Origin of the sequence: Micromonospora sp. NPDC005215 (genome assembly GCF_040607915.1) — a bacterium.
In the GTDB taxonomy this organism is placed as follows: domain Bacteria; phylum Actinomycetota; class Actinomycetes; order Mycobacteriales; family Micromonosporaceae; genus Micromonospora.
Window position 1 is genome coordinate 1 of the sequence record NZ_JBEXHQ010000055.1, and the last position, 17,405, is coordinate 17,405.

At 71.6% G+C, this 17,405-nt stretch carries 15 protein-coding genes; 8 read left to right on the forward strand and 7 right to left on the reverse strand.

Annotation, left to right across the window (positions count from 1 at the left end; genetic code table 11):
* The first annotated feature begins 169 nt into the window (after positions 1–169).
* The 3 genes from dacB to tilS all read left to right on the forward strand — a co-directional run bounded on the left by dacB (position 170) and on the right by tilS (position 3,815).
* The gene (gene dacB, locus ABZU25_RS29385; protein ID WP_355032648.1) at positions 170–1,639 is read left to right on the forward strand and encodes a D-alanyl-D-alanine carboxypeptidase/D-alanyl-D-alanine-endopeptidase; all 1,470 of its coding nucleotides are present in this window, start codon (positions 170–172) and stop codon (positions 1,637–1,639) included.
* 102 nt (positions 1,640–1,741) lie between these two features.
* A complete protein-coding gene (locus ABZU25_RS29390) occupies positions 1,742–2,812 on the forward strand; it encodes a zinc-dependent metalloprotease (protein WP_355032608.1) in 1,071 nt (356 codons plus the stop codon).
* Between the two features lie 10 nt (positions 2,813–2,822).
* Positions 2,823–3,815 (forward strand): tRNA lysidine(34) synthetase TilS, encoded by a 993-nt coding sequence (tilS, locus tag ABZU25_RS29395; protein WP_355032609.1) that lies wholly within the window; start codon positions 2,823–2,825, stop codon positions 3,813–3,815.
* 9 nt (positions 3,816–3,824) lie between these two features.
* On the opposite strand, the gene ABZU25_RS29400 is transcribed toward tilS, so the two are convergent.
* Positions 3,825–4,787, reverse strand: a complete 963-nt coding sequence (locus ABZU25_RS29400) for a helix-turn-helix domain-containing protein (protein ID WP_355032610.1) — start codon at positions 4,785–4,787, stop codon at positions 3,825–3,827.
* Positions 4,788–4,925: 138 nt separating this feature from the next.
* On the opposite strand from ABZU25_RS29400, the gene ABZU25_RS29405 reads away from it, so the two are divergent.
* From ABZU25_RS29405 to folE, 4 genes are all read left to right on the forward strand, one after another.
* Entirely contained in the window at positions 4,926–5,075 is a 150-nt protein-coding gene (locus ABZU25_RS29405) for a hypothetical protein (RefSeq protein ID WP_355032650.1), read from the forward strand.
* A 100-nt stretch (positions 5,076–5,175) separates the two neighbouring features.
* Positions 5,176–5,751, forward strand: coding sequence for a hypoxanthine phosphoribosyltransferase (hpt, locus tag ABZU25_RS29410; protein WP_355032611.1), 576 nt, complete (start codon positions 5,176–5,178; stop codon positions 5,749–5,751).
* A 475-nt stretch (positions 5,752–6,226) separates the two neighbouring features.
* Entirely contained in the window at positions 6,227–8,245 is a 2,019-nt protein-coding gene (gene ftsH, locus ABZU25_RS29415) for an ATP-dependent zinc metalloprotease FtsH (protein WP_355032612.1), read from the forward strand.
* 35 nt (positions 8,246–8,280) lie between these two features.
* Entirely contained in the window at positions 8,281–8,946 is a 666-nt protein-coding gene (gene folE, locus ABZU25_RS29420; protein ID WP_139583250.1) for a GTP cyclohydrolase I FolE, read from the forward strand.
* Positions 8,947–9,045: 99 nt separating this feature from the next.
* Here folE and ABZU25_RS29425 read toward each other — a convergent pair whose 3' ends face one another.
* Both ABZU25_RS29425 and ABZU25_RS29430 read right to left on the reverse strand, forming a co-directional pair.
* Positions 9,046–9,765 (reverse strand): hypothetical protein, encoded by a 720-nt coding sequence (locus ABZU25_RS29425; protein WP_355032613.1) that lies wholly within the window; start codon positions 9,763–9,765, stop codon positions 9,046–9,048.
* A 28-nt stretch (positions 9,766–9,793) separates the two neighbouring features.
* Positions 9,794–12,355: an FtsK/SpoIIIE domain-containing protein gene (locus ABZU25_RS29430; protein WP_355032614.1), complete on the reverse strand. Its 2,562-nt coding sequence runs from the start codon at positions 12,353–12,355 to the stop codon at positions 9,794–9,796.
* Between the two features lie 194 nt (positions 12,356–12,549).
* Here ABZU25_RS29430 and ABZU25_RS29435 point away from each other — a divergent pair, with 194 nt between their 5' ends.
* Positions 12,550–13,107: a hypothetical protein gene (locus tag ABZU25_RS29435; RefSeq protein ID WP_355032649.1), complete on the forward strand. Its 558-nt coding sequence runs from the start codon at positions 12,550–12,552 to the stop codon at positions 13,105–13,107.
* A gap of 2 nt (positions 13,108–13,109) precedes the next feature.
* On the opposite strand, the gene ABZU25_RS29440 is transcribed toward ABZU25_RS29435, so the two are convergent.
* Genes ABZU25_RS29440 through ABZU25_RS29455 form a run of 4 tightly spaced genes read right to left on the reverse strand, consistent with a single transcriptional unit; the run spans position 13,110 to position 17,404 of the window.
* Positions 13,110–13,709, reverse strand: coding sequence for a hypothetical protein (locus tag ABZU25_RS29440; protein WP_355032615.1), 600 nt, complete (start codon positions 13,707–13,709; stop codon positions 13,110–13,112).
* A 13-nt stretch (positions 13,710–13,722) separates the two neighbouring features.
* The gene (locus tag ABZU25_RS29445) at positions 13,723–14,898 is read right to left on the reverse strand and encodes a M23 family metallopeptidase (protein ID WP_355032616.1); all 1,176 of its coding nucleotides are present in this window, start codon (positions 14,896–14,898) and stop codon (positions 13,723–13,725) included.
* Entirely contained in the window at positions 14,895–15,452 is a 558-nt protein-coding gene (locus ABZU25_RS29450) for a hypothetical protein (protein WP_355032617.1), read from the reverse strand. Before ABZU25_RS29450 ends, ABZU25_RS29445 begins: the two co-directional genes overlap by 4 nt.
* A complete protein-coding gene (locus tag ABZU25_RS29455; protein WP_355032618.1) occupies positions 15,449–17,404 on the reverse strand; it encodes an MFS transporter in 1,956 nt (651 codons plus the stop codon). Before ABZU25_RS29455 ends, ABZU25_RS29450 begins: the two co-directional genes overlap by 4 nt.
* Between the last annotated feature and the right edge of the window lies 1 nt (position 17,405).

The following is a 17,405-nucleotide window of genomic DNA, read 5'->3' on the forward strand; positions in this document are numbered from 1 at the left end:
TGAGCGCGTTCTCCATGAAGTACACGGGCCCGAGGACGGTCGCCCGGACCTGCTGATCGCGCAGGTACGCCTCGACGAGCTGCTTGCTGTCGGCGCCCCGCCCGGCCCGTGGCCCGGACCGAGCGCCACCCCCGGTGACGTCCCACCGCTGGGTCCGCCGATCTCCGCGCTGCCGTCGCCCGCCGGTGCCGCGCCGGCACCCACGCCCGTCGCACCGCCCCGCCGGCGGCGGCTGCCGGTGGTGCTGGCCGTCGTGCTGCTGCTGGTGCTCGCCGGCGTCGGAGTCGTCGTCGTCCGACCCGGCCCGGTCGCCGGATGGCTGGGCGACGACGCCGGGTCCGCGCCGAACGCCGTTGGCGTGACCCCGGAGCCGGACCCGTCGGACGTGCTGACCGGCCCGGACCCGAACGCTCCGACACCCACCCCGGACGGGGTGCGTGCCGCGCTCGACCCGCTGGTCGGGGTCGCAGCCCTGGGCGATCGGGTGAACGTCTCGGTGGCCGATGTCATCTCCGGCCAGACGCTGTTCGACAAGGGGGCGGACGACGGCACAGTGCCCGCCTCGGTGACCAAGCTGGCGACCGCGGTGACGGCGCTGGCAGCCCGAGGACCGGGCTACCGGATCCCCACCCGCGCGGTGGCCGGTGCGAAGGCCGGCGAGGTGGTGATCATCGGTGGTGGCGATCCCACCCTCGCGATCGACAAGAAGGGCTACTACCCGGGAGCGGCGCGGCTCGACGAGCTGGCCGCCCAGGTGCGTACGGCGCTCGGCAGCGCCACCCCGACGAGTGTCACAGTCGACGGATCGGTCTACTCCGGGCCGGTCTACGGCCCGGGTTGGGACGACGACATCCCCACCGGTGGGTCTGGCGGCGCGGTGACGGCGTTGATGACCGACGGCGCTCGCCGGGACCCGAGCGTCCCGCACGGGGCCGCGGCGCGGTTCGCCGAGCCGGACCTGGCCGCCGGCAGGTCGTTCGCCCGGCTGCTCGGTGTGCCGGGCGACGCCGTGAAGCGCGGTACGGCACCGGCGCCCGCCGCAGCCGGTGGCACCCCGGCGCCGGGCACCGAGCTGGGTTTGGTGCAGTCTCCGCCGATGATCCGGCTGGTCGACATCATGATCAGCGAGAGTGACAACCTGGTGGCCGAGGCGCTGGCCCGTCAGGTCGCGTTGGCCCGCAACCAACCGGCCTCGTTCGACGGCGGCGCTGCCGCGATGGACGCGGAGGTGGCCGAGTTGGGCCTGCCCGCCGAGGAGATCACCCTTTCCGACGGCAGCGGGCTGTCCCGCAACAACCGGATCAGCCCGTCGTTGCTGACCGACCTGATCCGACTGGCCGCCAGCCCGGACCATCCGGAGTTGGCCGGTGTCTTCGGCGGTCTGCCGGTGGGCGGCTGGTCCGGGACCCTGGATCAGCGCTACCGCACCGCCGCCGGCACCGCCGCTGGGGCGGGCAGTGTTCGGGCGAAGACCGGCACCCTGACCGCTGTGCACTCCATTGCGGGCCTGGTCACCACCGCCGATGGGCGGCTACTCACCTTCGCGGTGCTCACGGATCGGGTGCCTGGCGGGAAGGAAACCGCCCAACCGGCGCTGGACCGGATCACCGCCGCGCTGGCCGGCTGCGGCTGCCGCTGACCGTCACCGGTCGGGGTCTCCGGCCCCGACCGGGGCCGCCATCGCCGTCGATCGGGGACGCGAGCCCGGGCCGGGGTGTCGCGGCGCGGGTACGGTGGGTCCATGGCGCAGTTCGTGGACTGGGATCTGGCCGCCGCCACCGCGGGGGCGTTGAGCAAGTCGGGCCCCCGGGTGTCGTATACCGAGGCCACCGACGTGGTCGGCGACCTGCGCCGGCTGACCGACGAGGCGGCCGGGCACGTGGCCGACTACACGGGGCTGCGGGCGCAGGTGGCGCATCCGCCGGTCCGGGTGGTCGACCGGCGCGACTGGGCCGCGACAAACATCGCCGGTCTTCGCGAGGTGATCACTCCGCTGGTGAGCCGGCTGTCCGGCGACAAACAGCCGAGTGCGTTGACCGAGGCGGTCGGGTCCCGGCTGACCGGGGTGCAGGCCGGCACGGTGCTGGCCTACCTCTCCGGTCGGGTGCTCGGGCAGTACGAGGTCTTCTCGGCCGACCCGGGCCAACTGCTGCTTGTCGCGCCGAACATCGTCGAGGTGGAGCGCAAGCTCGGCGCGGACCCACGCGACTTCCGGCTCTGGGTGTGCCTGCACGAGGTCACCCACCGCACCCAGTTCACCGCCGTCCCGTGGATGCGGGGCTACTTCCTCGGCGAGGTGCAGGCGTTCGTCGACGCCTCGTCCAGCGGGAGCGAGCACCTCGTCGAGCGGCTGCGGCGCGGGGTGGCCACGCTGTCCGAGGCGGTCCGTGACCCGGAGAGCCGCACCAGCGTGCTGGACATCGTGCAGACCCCGGCGCAGCGGGCGGTGCTCGACCGGCTCACCGCGTTGATGACCCTGCTGGAGGGGCACGCCGAGTTCGTGATGGACGGCGTCGGTCCGCAGGTGATCCCGAGCGTGGAGCGGATCCGGGCGTCGTTCAACCGGCGCCGGGAGGCGGGCAACCCGCTGGAGAAGGCGATCCGCCGGCTGCTCGGGGTGGACGTCAAGATGCGCCAGTACGCCGAGGGGCGCAAGTTCGTGCACGGCGTGGTGGAGCGGGTCGGCATGGAGGGGTTCAACTCGATCTTCAACTCGCCGCTCACGCTGCCCCGGTTGTCCGAGTTGGGTGACCCGGATGCCTGGGTGGCCCGGGTGCACGGCCCGGCCGGCACCATTCCGGCCGCTGGCTGACCGCCCGCCGGTGGCCGCGCTCGCCCCACCGTTGGCCGCGATCCGGGTGGCGGTCCGTCGCGCCCTGACCGGTCTGCCGGCCGGTGGGCCGGTGCTGGTCGCCTGCTCCGGCGGAGCCGACTCGCTCGCCCTCGCGGCGGCCACCGCGTTCGTGGCGCCTCGACTGGGCCGCGCCGCCGTGCTGGTCACTGTCGACCACGGTTTGCAGGACGGCTCCGCGGAGCGTGCCGAGGCGGTGGCCACCTGGGCCGGTGGGTTCGGGTTCGCGTCGTCGACAGTGGTGCGGGTGGAGGTGGCTGGGCGTCCAGGCGGGCCGGAGGCGGCCGCCCGGGAGGCCCGTTACCAGGCGTTGACCGAGGTGGCCCGGGAGCAGGACGCGGTAGCGGTGCTGACCGGGCACACCCGCGACGACCAGGCGGAGACGGTGCTGCTCGCGCTCGCCCGGGGCTCCGGTCCGCGCGGGCTGGCCGGGATGCCGGCCAGGCGGGACCTGAACGGGGTGCCGCTGCTGCGTCCGCTGCTGGAGATCGGTCGGGAGCAGACGCGCGCCGCGTGTGCCGTGCTCGGGCTGAGCCCGTGGCAGGACCCGCACAACACCGACCCGTCGTACGCCCGCTCCCGGGTGCGGGTCGACCTGCTGCCGGCGCTGGTACGGGTGCTCGGGCCCGGCGTGGTGGGCAACCTGGCGCGTACCGCCGGTCTGCTGGCGGCCGACAACGCCGCGCTCGACGAGTTGGCGGCGACGGCGCTGGCGGCTGCTCGTTGTCCCGAAGGAGGGCTCCGGGTGTCGGCGCTTGTCGGTCTGGTTCCCGCGGTGCGGGGCCGGGTGCTGCACACCTGGGCGCGGGAGTTGGGTGCCCTGCCCGGTGCGTTGTCGCACCGGCACGTCAACGCCCTGGACGCGCTGGTCACCGCTTGGCGTGGTCAGGGTCCGACCGACCTGCCCGGAGGTGTCCGGGTGCTCCGTCGCGCCGACCGGTTGGCACCCGTCCTCCCGGGGTGAGAGACCTGGTCAGTCGTTGTGCGTCCGGTCCCGGAAGGTGGTCCGGTAGCTGTGTGGGGTGGCGCCGACCCGCCGGCTGAAGTGGTGGCGTAGCGCCGCGGCGTCGCCGAAGCCGGACTGGTCGGCGACGGCCTCCACGCTCAACGGGGTCTCCTCCAGCAGTCGCCGGGCGAGCAGCACCCGTTGGTTGGTGAGCCAGTCGTGTGGGGTGGTGCCCGTCTCGGCGCGGAACCGGCGGGCGAACGTGCGTGGCGCCATGCCGGCGCGGGCGGCCAACTCCTCCACGGTGGTCGTCCGGTCCAGGTGACCCATCAGCCACTCCAGCACCGGTTCCAGAGTGGGCGCCTCGGGCGCCTTCGGGATGGGCGCCTCGACGTACTGTGACTGGCCGCCGTCGCGGTGCGGCGGGACCACCATCCGCCGGGCCAGCCGGGTCGCGGTGGCCGAGCCGTGCTCCTGGCGGATCAGGTGCAGGCAGGCGTCGATGCCGGCCGCCGTGCCGGCGCTGGTCAGCAGCTGGCCGTCCTGGACGTAGAGCGAGTTGCAGCGCACCCGGGCACGTGGGTGCCGGCGTTGCAGTTCGTCCACGAAGCGCCAGTGGGTCGTGCATTCCCGGTCGTCGAGCAGGCCGGCCTCGCCGAGCAGGAAGGCGCCGGAGCAGACGCTGAGCAGGTGTGCGCCGCGTGCATCGGCCCGGCGTAGAGCGTCGAGCACCGCGTCGGGAACTTTGGCGCCATGGGTGTGCGCGGGGACGGCCACCAGGTCGGCCTCGTCGAGCGGGACGAGGTCGGCGTGCGGGGTGAGGTGGAAACCGGACGAGGTACGCACCGGAGCGCCGTCGGGGCTGCACACCTGGAAGCGGTAGCCGGGGAAACCGTCGGCGGTGCGGTCGGTGCCGAACACCTCGGCGAGCACGCCGAGTTCGAAGGGGGCGACCTGGTCGAGCGCGAGAACGGCGATGGACCGGAGCATGTGACGAGGGTAACCCGACAGGTGGCAGTAAATCGATGACCAATGGCATTGCTGCCACTGTCCGGTCGGCGCGAGTGGTCGCAGACTGGTCTCAGTCCGGTGCGCACCGGCGGCGAAACCGACAGCAACCATGCGAAAGTGAGCGCCGCCATGGAGTTCCTGCTCTTCCTCCTCTTCCTTGTCCTGCTCGTCGCCGCCTCGGCGGCCGGGCTGACCGTCGACAGTCACGATTCGGCGGACTGGAAGCCCAGTGACGACGGCCGCCGCTGGCGGTCACGTACCAACTGATGTGATTAGCATCGTTTGCCCAGAAAATCCCCGGCGGGACCGCGCCAAAAGGTGCGGCCCCGCCGACGGAGGCCATCGGACGTACGGCAGGCTAGGAGTCATGGCTGACGGCTCCTGGTACGACGCCGACATCGACCACGTGATCATCTCCGAGGCGCAGATTCGCGAGAAGACGGCGGAGCTGGCCAAGCAGGTCTCCGCCGACTACTCCCACGTGAACGACGGGCTGCTGCTCGTGTGCGTGCTCAAGGGTGCGGTGATGTTCATGGCGGACTTCGCCCGGGCGCTGGGCCGCAACGGCCCCCCGGCCGAACTCGACTTCATGGCCATCTCCTCCTACGGCCAGGGCACCACCTCCTCCGGGGTGGTCCGCATCCTCAAGGACCTGGACCGGGACATCGCCGGTCGGCACGTGATGGTCGTCGAGGACATCGTCGACTCCGGGCTCACCCTCTCCTGGCTGCTGCGCTACCTGGAGTCCCGCTCGGCGGCGAGCGTGGAGGTCGTCGCGCTGTTCCGCAAGCCGGACGCGGTCAAGGTGCCGGTCCCGGTCAAGTACGTCGGCTTCGACATCCCCACCGAGTTCGTGGTCGGCTACGGCCTGGACTTCGGTGAGCGCTACCGGGAGCTGCCGTACGTCGGGGTGCTCAAGCCCGAGGTCTACGCCCGCTCCTGACGCCGGCCGCGACGCTGTCGGGGTGACCCGGAGTGGCGTGAGGTCGACTCGCATCGGCATTCATCGAGCCGACGTTCAGCGCGCTCTCAGCTCTTGCGGCTACCGTGGACCCGGTGGCCCGGAGGTTACTCCGTGCCCGACCCCCCTCGGCCGCGCGATCTGGTCGTCGGGTGGCCGGGCCGGACTCCCCGCCACGCCGGTTTCCAGCCGGACCCGCCGTACGCGGGTCGCGGGGCTGGTGGGCCTGCCCACGGTGCGCGCCATCGATATGAAAGGTGCGCCCAGTGCGGGGCTCGCGAGCTCGCTCCTCGCGTACACGGTGTACCGTCGAATGACCGCGGCGCGGCAGTTTTCGCGTCTCGGGGTCGAGGCCGCCCCGCATGGCAGCTCCGACCGCCGCTCACCGCGGCGACACCAATCAGATGGTCAGGACGTCGATCAGGAGGATGCGGGCGCTCCGGCGCTCGACAACAGTATGGAACGTACGCGTTTCTTCCGCCGACCGGTGGTCTGGATCATCCTGGTCATCCTCGGCGCAGTTGTGCTCAGTCAGCTGTTCACCGCTGGTCCCAGTTACCACCGCGTGGACACTTCCGTTGCGCTCGATCAGCTCCACACCGCCAAGATCAACAAGGTGGTCTTCCAGGACAAGGAGCAGACGCTCCAACTGGACCTGGCCCAGAAGACCAAGTTCGGCAAGACCGAGACCAACAAGATCGAGGCTCAATTCCCGTACCAGGTCGGTGACGAGATCTGGAACGAGGTGCTGGACGCCAAGGCGGCCAACCGGGTCACCGGCCCGGCCGACGCCAAGGTCTCGTCGGACAGCATCTGGGTGAGCCTGCTCGTCAACCTGCTGCCGATCGCGTTGCTCGTACTCCTGCTGCTGTTCTTCATGTCGCAGATGCAGGGTGGCGGCTCCCGGGTGCTCAACTTCGGCAAGTCCAAGGCGAAGATGATCACCAAGGACACTCCGAAGACGACCTTCGCGGACGTCGCGGGTGCCGACGAGGCCGTCGAGGAACTGTACGAGATCAAGGACTTTCTCCAGAACCCCGCGAAGTACCAGGCCCTGGGCGCCAAGATCCCCAAGGGCGTGCTGCTCTTCGGGCCGCCCGGCACGGGCAAGACGCTGCTGGCCCGCGCGGTCGCCGGCGAGGCCGGGGTGCCGTTCTACTCCATCTCCGGCTCCGACTTCGTGGAGATGTTCGTCGGTGTCGGCGCCAGCCGGGTCCGCGACCTCTTCGAGCAGGCCAAGACCAACGCCCCGGCGATCGTCTTCGTCGACGAGATCGACGCCGTCGGTCGACACCGCGGCGCCGGCATGGGCGGCGGTCACGACGAGCGTGAGCAGACGCTCAACCAGTTGCTCGTCGAGATGGACGGCTTCGACACCAAGGGTGGAGTCATCCTGATCGCGGCCACCAACCGGCCGGACATCCTCGACCCCGCGCTGCTGCGCCCGGGCCGGTTCGACAGGCAGATCCCGGTGGACGCCCCCGACATGGAGGGCCGCAAGGCCATCCTGCGGGTCCACGCCAAGGGCAAGCCGTTCGCCCCCGACGTCGACCTCGACGCGGTGGCACGGCGTACCCCGGGCTTCAGCGGCGCCGACCTGGCCAACGTGATCAACGAGTCGGCCCTGCTCACCGCCCGCAAGGACCAGCGGGCGATCGACAACGACGCGCTCGAAGAGTCGATCGACCGGGTGATCGCTGGTCCACAGCGGCGGACCCGCGTGATGGGCGACCAGGAAAAGAAGATCACCGCGTACCACGAGGCTGGACACGCGCTGGTCGCCTGGGCGCTGCCGCACGCCGCGCCGGTGCACAAGGTGACGATCCTGTCCCGTGGTCGCTCGCTGGGCCACACCCTGGTGCTTCCGACCGAGGACAAGTACACCCAGACCCGCGCCGAGATGATCGACACCCTGGCGTACGCGCTGGGCGGTCGGGCCGCTGAGGAGCTGGTCTTCCACGAGCCCACCACCGGCGCCGGCAACGACATCGAGAAGGCCACCCAACTGGCCCGCGCGATGATCACCCAGTACGGCATGAGCTCGAAGCTCGGCGCCATCAAGTACGGCACCAGCGGAGACGAGCCGTTCCTCGGCCGCAACATGGGCCACGAGCGGGACTACTCGGACTCGGTGGCCGCCGAGATCGACGGCGAGATGCGGGCACTTGTCGAGCTGGCGCACGACGAGGCCTGGGAGATCCTGGTGGAATACCGGGACGTCCTGGACAACATCGTGCTCGAGCTGATCGAGAAGGAGACCCTTTCCACTGCCGACATGGCGCGGATCGGTTCCCGGGTGGTCAAGCGCCCGCCGCTGGCGCCCTACAACGGCTTCGGTAAGCGTCAGCCCTCCACCGAGCCGCCCGTGCTCACCCCCGCGGAGAAGGACAAGCTCAAGGCGCAGGCCCAGGCCGACGGCGCGCAGGCGTCGGTTGGCGGTGGGGCACCGTCCAACAACTCGGACGGTACGCACTGAGCAACGACCCGACGGCCAGCTCCCCCCACCGGGAGCTGGCCGTCTCCGCGACCGAGCCCGACGGCGACGACGGGCTGGACTACGTTGCCGCCCGACTGATCAGCGGCCGGCTCACCGGCCGGCCCGTCGAGGACGCCGTCGACCTGGGCCGCATCGAGAAGGCCGTCCGGGAGATCCTCATCGCGGTCGGCGAGGACCCGGACCGCGACGGGCTCCAGCAGACCCCGGCCCGGGTCGCCCGCGCGTACGCCGAACTCTTCGCCGGCCTGCGGGTCGACCCGGCCCAGGTGCTCAGCACCACCTTCGAGGCCAACCACGAAGAGCTGGTGATCGTCCGGGACATCGACGTGATGAGCCTCTGCGAGCACCACCTGCTGCCGTTCCGCGGCAGCGCGCACATCGGCTACATCCCCGGCCCGGACGGGCGGATCACCGGCCTCTCCAAGCTGGCCCGACTCGTCGAGGTCTTCGCCCGCCGGCCCCAGGTACAGGAGCGGCTCACCTCGCAGGTCGCCGACCTGCTGATGAGCAAACTCGCCCCACGCGGCGTCGTCGTCGTGCTCGAATGCGAGCACATGTGCATGGCGATGCGCGGCATCCAGAAATCCGGTGCCAAGACCATCACGTCGGCGGTGCGCGGCATCCTGCAGACGGACTCCAAGTCCCGTGCCGAGGCAATGGCGCTGATCATCCCGCGCTGACAGTCCGACGCATCCCGGCCGGCCGACCCTTGCGGGGACGGCCGGCCGTCGCCTTCCCGCCCGTCCGCTCTCCTGCCCGGCGCCGACCAGCCGGGCAGGTCAGCCGGCGAGTAGGACCAGCAGCAGGCCCGCCGTCACCAGCACCGCCGGCACCAGGCACACCAGCGCGCCGAAGCGCACCGTCCGGTCCAGTCGCTCGGCGGGACTCACCCGGAACAACCGCCCAATGCCCACCCAACCGGCGACGAACGCGACCGCCGGCATCGGCAGCCCACAGATCAACGCGGCCACACTTGCGGGTCCCACCCCCGTCGCCGCGTACACCGCGACCTGGATCAGCGGCACCACCAGCGCCAACGGCCCGTACACCAGAAGGTTGCGCGCCCGCGCCGGCCAGGACCCCGGCCGGAACCGGCGCCGCGCCGTCAGGGCCGCGTCCGCCGCCTCGGCCCGGCCCCGCGCGGCCCGCAGCGCCGCCAGCACGGCCGCCGGACCACCCGCCATCGACCGGGACGCCTCGGTCAGCTCCGGCGGCGACGGCACCAGGGAGATCGCTGGTACGCCCAACTCGCGCAGCTGTTCCTGCTGGCTCGCCAGCCCGGTACGGACCACCGTCAGCTCCTCCCGGGCGGTCTCCGCCGACCGGGCCTGCTCACCGGCGGCGGCAGCCGCACTACGGCGTACCCCGTCCAGCTGGCGGGCCGCGGCCAGGTATTCCGCCCAAGCCGTGCCGGGCTCGACCACAGCCTGCGTGGCGTCCCCGTTCGCCGCGGCGATCCGCTGCCGCCCCGGCCCGGTCACCGTCGCCTCCGGACTCATCTCGACATCCCCTGCCCGCGCCACCGGATCACCCGGCCTCGTCGGCGAACGGCACCAGGACCGTGCCCCGCTCGTCCGGACCGTCCCAGAGCACCGCCCGGTCAGGGCGAACCCGCCACTCCACCGCCCGACCGAAGACCGCGGTGAGCTGCGCGACCGGCACGTCCAGCACAACCACGGCGGCCAACTTGTCGACCTCGCCCGCCGGCTCGAACAGCGCCGCGAACGGGGGTACCGCACGCCACCAACCCAACAGGTGTCTCCCCGTCGGCGGCCCGTTGCGCAGCAGCGCACGCATCCGGTCCACCGGCAGCTCCCGGGGGCCCGGCCGGTCCAGCCCGAAGGCCACCAGGTACGTCGGCAGTTCGTCGGCCGGGGCCGCGAGCAGCGTCGGCAGATCCACCAGCTCGGCCGAATGCCGGGTGGCCAACTCCGCCGTCAACGCCTCCGCCAGCGCCCGAGCGCCCGGGTCCGGCACCGCCACCAGGAAACGGGCGGTGCCCGGCGCATGATGGTCGGCGGTGCTCCGGGCTGCCGTCGCCAGCAACCCACCCGCCGCGGCACCCGATCCGAGCACCGCGAGGTTGCGGCCCGCAGCCGGCCCCAACGGTACGGCGACCGTCGAGCGGGCCACGTCCACCGCGCGGCCCAGCAGGGCAGCCGGCCCGTGCGACTGCCCCGCCAACGCCGCCCGGTGCCGTGGATCGTTCCCGAGCAGAGGGCGGGCATACCCGGCGAAGACGACCGGTGGCACCGACCCGGCCGGCCGAGCCGCCCACAGCTCGCGCCGCAGCCCCTCCACCACCGCCGGGTGGTCCTGCGGATCAGGGTGCCGGATCAGCCGTTCATGACCTCGGATCGCGCCCCGGGGGCCACCGAGCCCGCCCGCGGTGTTCACCACCGCACTGCCCACCGGCAGCCCGGCGGCCGAGTCGTTCGTCGGCTCCAGCACTGGACTACCGCCCGGCAGCGCCACCCGCACCGGAAACTGCCCGAGCACCGAATCCCGATGACCCGCATCCGCGCGGGCACTCAACCCCAGCTCGCCCGCACCGGCCAACACCAGGTGCACGCCGTACGCCCGACCGGCCCGAGCCAGCCCGTCCAACTGGGCGGCCACCTCCGCGGCCAGCCGGTCCCGCTCGGCGAAGAGCAACGGCACATTCTCCAACACACAGACGATCCGGGGCAGCTTCTGGTGCTGACGCAACTCGGCGAAGCGTTGGCCGCCAGCCCGCGCCCCAGCCTCCGTCCTACGCTGCACCTCGGCCGTCAACTCGTCGAGCAGGTCCCGGACGTACTCCCGATCGGCGGCCATCGCGGCAGCGCGCACCTGCGGAATCCACGACCGGTCCCGCTCGGTCTGCAGAAACTCCACGAACGACTCGCCATCGCCGAGATCCACCAGGTAGAGCGCCAACTCGTCCGGGCCGTACCGGGCGGCCAACCCCAGCAACGCGGTGGTCAGGAACGCCGCGCGACCCGCCGTGGACCGCCCACTGACCAGCCAGTGCGGCGTCAGCTCGGTGAAACCCAACGGCACCGACCGGCCCCCGGCATCACCGACCGTGGTGGTGAGCCCGTCCGCGGAATCCGACTCCCACAGACGCTCACCCGTCGGCGGCAGCAGAGCCGCCAACCCCAACCGCGAGCCGGCCTCCACCTGCTCGGCCAGCCGTCGACACACCGCGTCGACCAACTCGACCGGTGGGTCCGCCTCGACGAAGACCGGCGAGTTCAATCCGCCCGGGGGATCCGCGCCCGGACTCGCGAAGGAGGCGCTCGGTGGGTCACCGAGCAACGCGTACGCGTTGCGCATCGCCAGCGGTGTGCTGTGCGGCAGCGCGGCTCTGGTCGCGTACGGGCCGGCCGGGGGCCAGCCGGCCACCACCAGATGCAGGCCGGCGGCGGGCCCCTGCTCGGCAAGCGCCTCGATCCGTGCCAGATCGGTCGGACCGGTCGACTCCGGCAGAGCGGCGACGACGAGCAACAGCGTGCGGTCGTGCCGACGTCGCCCACTAGCCCCAGGAGTGACCCACTGCTCCGCCTCGGTCAGCACCGCGCGCAGACCCGCCACGTCCACCGCCGGCGGCGGCAACAGGCCAGCATCGGCGAGCGCTCCGAACGGGGTCAGCGCCGCACCCGTGGCATCCACCGCGCGAATCAACAGCGCACCCGCCGGCGTCGCCGCCAACAATCGCAGGAGTACGGCCCGGAGCAACCCCGCGACCCGAGGCTCCCGAGCGTCAGCGTCCACGCTCAGATGACCGGTGCCAACCAGTGGCACCAACGCGGGAAAGCGGGCATCGTCCAACGGCGCCGCCGTGCCGACCCGGACGAACGGCGGCGGGCCGTCACCCGCCGGAGAGTCCACGGTGAGCGAGTCCAACGCAGCGCCCGACCAGCCCGGGGCCAACCGCGCCGCGACCGCCCGGAGGCGATCGGCCAGCTCGTACTGGCGGCGCTGGTCGGCAGGGGCCGGCCGGGTCTCGTCCAGGATTCCGGCGGCAGCGGTCGCGACGGCCGCTGCCCGGCGATGCAGGGCAGCGGCGCGGTTCGTGCGTGCCTTCGGACCGGCCACCGCGTCCACCCCCTCTGCCCGAGGTTGGCAACCCCTCCCGAGCAGAGACGGTATCCCAGCCGACGCTGCTCCTCCGGGAGGTGGCACGGTGCTGCGCCGGTGATGTCGTGGATCTCACCGATGGGTAGGGGTCCGTCACGATCCGCTGGATCTGAGGCATTGGCTCCGGGGCGTCCAGCCGATAGCGTCAGGAGGTGGAATCAGTGCAGCCCCCCGCCGGTTCCCAGGTCTCCCACGTACCGGCCCAACGGACACCATCCGAGCAGCTACCACCTGCCCCGGTGCCGCCGGAGCCGCAGCCGCCGCGCCGCCGAATGCGGACGGTGCTCACTGTCGTCGCGGGGGTGCTTGCGCTGCTCTGCCTCGGCGGGCTCGCCACGGGGCTTGTGCTGTACCACCGCGCGTCCGCCCCGGACCGCAGCGCGCCCGACGTGGTGGTGGACAACTATCTGCGTGCGTTTCTCGTCGATCGCAACGACGCGAGAGCAGACCTCTTCACCTGCGAGGGTGGGTCGCAGTTGGAGGCGCTACGGTCCTTGCGGACCGATCTGCTCGAGCGTGAGAAGCGTTTTGGCGTCACCATGGCTGTCAGCTGGGGGAGCCTCAGCGTGCAGAAGCATGACGATGCCGCAGCCGTCGAAGTCACGCTAATCATCTCTGCTCGAGTAGACGGTTTGAATCAAAGCGACCGTCAGCCCTGGCGATTTGACGCTCAGCTCGACGACGGCTGGCGAGTTTGCGGCGGCGCGCGGGCCAGCTGACGTCATTCAATCCACAGCAGGTGGACCGGAACCTCCAAAGTGGTCGGTGACTGGCCGCGCCAGGCCCAGCGGTACCACTCCACCTCCGGAGTGATCCGGACGCAGATGTCCCCCTCGGCACCCGAGTAGGTCTCGGTGACCGCTCGCAGATCCCGGTGCTCCAGACCGCCCTCGACGTGCACCACCCGGCGGCCGGTGACGGCGTCGGCCTCGAAGACGGGTGTGGGGGCCCGGTGTGCCGGGCCGTCCAGCGAGACCAACCGGATGCCGGTTTCGCGGGGAATCTCCGACGCCGGCCGGCTGCCAACGGTCTCGACCCAGACCCGTTCCACCGGCACCAGCGGCGCGAACACCTCGACCTGGTCGGCCTCGGCCCGGTACCACTCGTGCTCGGGAATCACCGGCACATAGGTCCGGGCGCTCTGCACCACCCGGTCGTCCGCCCGCAGGTCTCCTCGCCAACCCAACCCCGGCAGACCGACCAGCACCCGTCGCCCGCGTAGCTCCACCCGCTCGGTGGCGGGAACCATAGCCAGCGGGCGGGGTGGCCGGGGCGCCCAGTCGGGCTGGTCGGCGAACGGGTCCGGCAACGGTCCGGTCATGCCCCTGGTGGCCTCACTCGGCAGCGCGCAGCGGGGCACCCCGCTCGCGCATGAACGGGATCGGATCGATCGCACCGCGGCTGGATCGGTCGCCGCGCAGGTGTACCTCGAAATGCAGGTGTGGGCCCGACGAGTTTCCGCTGCTGCCGACCTGCCCGATGACCTCGCCGGCGGGCACGATCTGGTCCGGTGCGACCCGGGGACGGACCACCATGTGGCAGTACCGGGTGATGTTGCCGCCGGCGTGCAGCAGGTCGACGAACCACCCGCAGCCACCCTTGCCGGGGTACCCGTCCACGTCGCAGTTCCGCCGTCCCTGATTGTCCGGGTCGCAACGGGCCACCAACACCCGCCCGGCGGCTGCGGCTCGGATCTCGGTGCCCTTGGCCGCCCCGATGTCGACCCCGTTGTGGCTGGGACGGTCGCCGGTCCGGAAGCCGGAACCGACGTCGCCAGGGATCGGGGCGGTCCAACCGGAGGCGGCAATCTCGCCGTGCTCGGCCGCGTTGCACACGGCCTTGCCGTTGATCTCGACGGTACGGGCCGCCCCGCCAGCAAGGGCGTCAACGATTTTGCTGGCCAACTCCTCGTGCTTGGCGTACGCGTCTGGATAGGCGCTGACCTGCACCTGCTGCGCCACCACGGTCAGTGGCCGGCGTTGCCAGCTCCGCACCTTGATGAGTTTCTCGTAGAACTTGCGAGCGGTGTACGCGGGTGTCATCCGCTCGGCGACCGATCCCCAGCCCGGCCGCTGCTGAAAAAGGCCCAGCGAGTCGTGGTCGGCCCCGACTCCCTCGTGCGGCAGGGCCAGAGACGCGGGAACGTCGCTGTTCGCCAGGTTGCGCAGGGCGGACTCCTGCATCGCGGTGGCCAGGGCGATCACCCAGCCCCGCGAGGGCACCCCCAGATCTTGACCGATTTTGATGATGATCGCGGCGTTGCGGATCTGTGGGTCGCCGTACTCGGTGAACCTTGGCAACTCGCCGGCGATGTCCACCGGACGGACCGGGCCGCAGCCCCAACCGGCCAGAGTGTCCCCGTTCTCCGCGTCGCCACCGAGCCCACTGAGAAAGAACGCGGCGGTGCCGCCGGTGCAACAGAGCAGGAGCAGCACCCCGGTGAGGATCGTGGTGATCACCCCGATCCGCAGGCGCCGGCGCAGCGGGACCGCTTCACCGCCGACGGTCATTGCCGTTCCCAATCCACCACGTCGACCAGCCAGCCGTCGTCGTCGGCGACCAACTCCAGCCGGAGCCGACCGCTGTCGAGCGGCAGCAGCACCTCGACGAACGTCTGGGTGCGTGCCCGCACCTCCGGTGGCCCGGTGACCTCCTCGGCCGGAACCCCGCCGGGGTCGGCGCCGGACAGCTTCTCGGTCAACGCCGATGTCGACAACGGACGCAGGCCGGCCTGCCACTGGTCGGCGGCCATCCCGGGCCGGCCGAGCCAGGCCTTGGCGAACCGGTCGGCGGTCTGCTCGGGTGTGCGGGCACCCGCCGGAGTGACCGGCGACGGCGGAGCCTCGGTGGACTTCACGCCATCGTCACCGGCCGTCGGGTCCACGGTGGTGATCGGCCGGTCCGGCCGGCTACTCAGTCCGTCCGCCGGGTCGGACGGACCGGAGACCAGGCGGGCGGCCCCGATCACACCGAAGATGAGCACCGCGATCACCAGCGCCACCCCCAGTCGAGACCGCAGCGCCCGGGTGAAGAGGAACTCCAGGGCCCGTCGCATTGCCGTCACCGGGCCTCTGAGCGCACCCGCGGTCCGGTACGGTCCGGCACACGCTCCGTGGAGCCCGGGCGGTAGACCACGAACGACGGGTTCTCGGCCGGCACGTCGGGTTCGGTCCAGGTCGCCGGCTGCCGCCGCCGAGGCTGGGGCGGAACCTTACGGCCCCCGCCACCGGTCTCCTCCTTCGTGGCCTCATCGGCGCGTTCCTGACCGTCCGGTCGCGCGCTGCCGGTCCGTTGGGCCCCGACCGGAGCCGTTGGCGTCGGCACCGGGTCCTCCCTGCGCGCCTCTGGGCGCAGCCGGGTCTGCTCGGCGTCCGGCGACCGGCGACGTCCACCCACCGGCTCAGCCGTGCCGCCGGGCTCCACCACGTCGAGCCGCGCCGCGACCCGCATGTCCCGGAAGAACCGACGGTGCCAGGAGCCGGCCGAGCTGACCGCCTCGCTGCTGTCCTTGCCGCCGAGCTGGGTTATCCGCCGGTACGGGCGCAGCAACAGCCAGCCGACCACCCCGCAGAGCCAGACCAGCACCACCTGAAGCCAGCCGGGCAGGGTCGGCGTGCTCATGATCAGATCGACCGCAAACAGATAGATCGCGGCCCCGGTGCCGAAGATGGCGATGTTGAAGACCGCGGCGACCACGGCGTTCGCCAAGCGGCGCAACCCGGCGCTGGCCGGCCGGAGTAGGCCGACCGTGCCCAGGATTGGTGCCGCGATCACCGCCCACCGGAAGATCAGGAAGCCCAGCAGGACCAGCAGCGACGCGGTCAGGTCGAACATGGCGAAGAGCACCGAGGCGAGCACGGCAATGAACCCGGCGCCGACCCGGTCCATGTCCCGCACTCCCTGGAGGTATTCGTAGGCCTCCGGGTCCTCGGTCTGGATCTGCTGGGCCACCCGCGCCCACTGCTGCTGCTTCGCCGTGATCGTCGCTTCCCGGGTAGCCGGGTTGGCGCGCAGTTTTTCGGCTTCGTCCCAGGACAGCGCCTTGGCGTCGTAGAGCGCGGGGCCGTACTTGCGGGCGGTCTCGCTGTCGGCTGATCCGAGCACCCCCCGCAGCCAGTTCCGATAGAGCATCGTCTCAGTGGCCGTGTCACTGGCTCGTACGGCGGGTGGCCGTTTGTCCACACAAGCGTCCGGATTGGGGACGGCGCAACGATCAGGGGGGGTGTCTCGGGCTGCGGGACCCACAGCATCGTGCACCACGCCCAGGCTGGTGACCAGGGTGCCGTCTGCGATATTCGCCGACTTGACCGGCCAAGCGGCCAGTGCCGTGACCGCGACCATCACCAGCAGTGCCCAGCCTGCGGTGGTCATTGCGTTACTCATGTCCGACTGGCGGGACCGCCAGAGGAGGTACAGCCCCACAACACACAAGGTGACGATGCCGAAGACGCTGAACACCTTCTGGTACACGGCCTTGGTCGCCTGCTCCACCAGCGGGTCGGCCCAACCCCACATCGATCGGGGATCCCAGGCCCGCTCGCGCAGCGCGTTGGACGCCCCCACGATTGCGGTGGCCATCATGAACTCCCCGTTCGCCACGGTCGTGGTGAACTTGTAGTCCGGATGCAGGACAGACGATGCGCAGCCGCCCGGAATGTCGTACGTTGGGTAGCTGTAGCCGGCGTAGCCGTAGTCGCTGTAGAGGCCTTTCGGCCCAAGCTCCTTGGCGGAGTCTGGGCGACCGGCGAACCAGCCGGCGAGTCCGGAGTCCGGCGTACCCGGGGTCGGCGCGTTACGGCATTTGACCTCGTCCTCGCTGACCGCTTGCAGTTTCCCCACGCAGGCACGGAAGTCTGCCTGCCATTCCTGGGTCGTGCAGAGGTCGGCGCGGGCCTGGGCGACGGGCGGTGCGGCGGCTGCGGCCCCCGCGCCGATCAGCGGCCAGGTGAGGGTGGCCCCGGCCAGTACGCCGAGGGCGAGCAGGAACGACGCGATCCTTGCCCAGGCCCTCGCCATG

Coding starts and splice junctions, on each gene's coding strand:
- ABZU25_RS29390 (WP_355032608.1), top strand. CDS start 1,742: ATGGCGCAGTTCGTGGACTGGGATCTGGCCGCCGCCACCGCGGGGGCG.
- ABZU25_RS29400 (WP_355032610.1), bottom strand. CDS start 4,787: ATGCTCCGGTCCATCGCCGTTCTCGCGCTCGACCAGGTCGCCCCCTTC.
- hpt (WP_355032611.1), top strand. CDS start 5,176: ATGGCTGACGGCTCCTGGTACGACGCCGACATCGACCACGTGATCATC.
- ftsH (WP_355032612.1), top strand. CDS start 6,227: ATGGAACGTACGCGTTTCTTCCGCCGACCGGTGGTCTGGATCATCCTG.
- ABZU25_RS29425 (WP_355032613.1), bottom strand. CDS start 9,765: ATGAGTCCGGAGGCGACGGTGACCGGGCCGGGGCGGCAGCGGATCGCC.
- ABZU25_RS29440 (WP_355032615.1), bottom strand. CDS start 13,709: ATGACCGGACCGTTGCCGGACCCGTTCGCCGACCAGCCCGACTGGGCG.
- ABZU25_RS29445 (WP_355032616.1), bottom strand. CDS start 14,898: ATGACCGTCGGCGGTGAAGCGGTCCCGCTGCGCCGGCGCCTGCGGATC.
- ABZU25_RS29455 (WP_355032618.1), bottom strand. CDS start 17,404: ATGGCGAGGGCCTGGGCAAGGATCGCGTCGTTCCTGCTCGCCCTCGGC.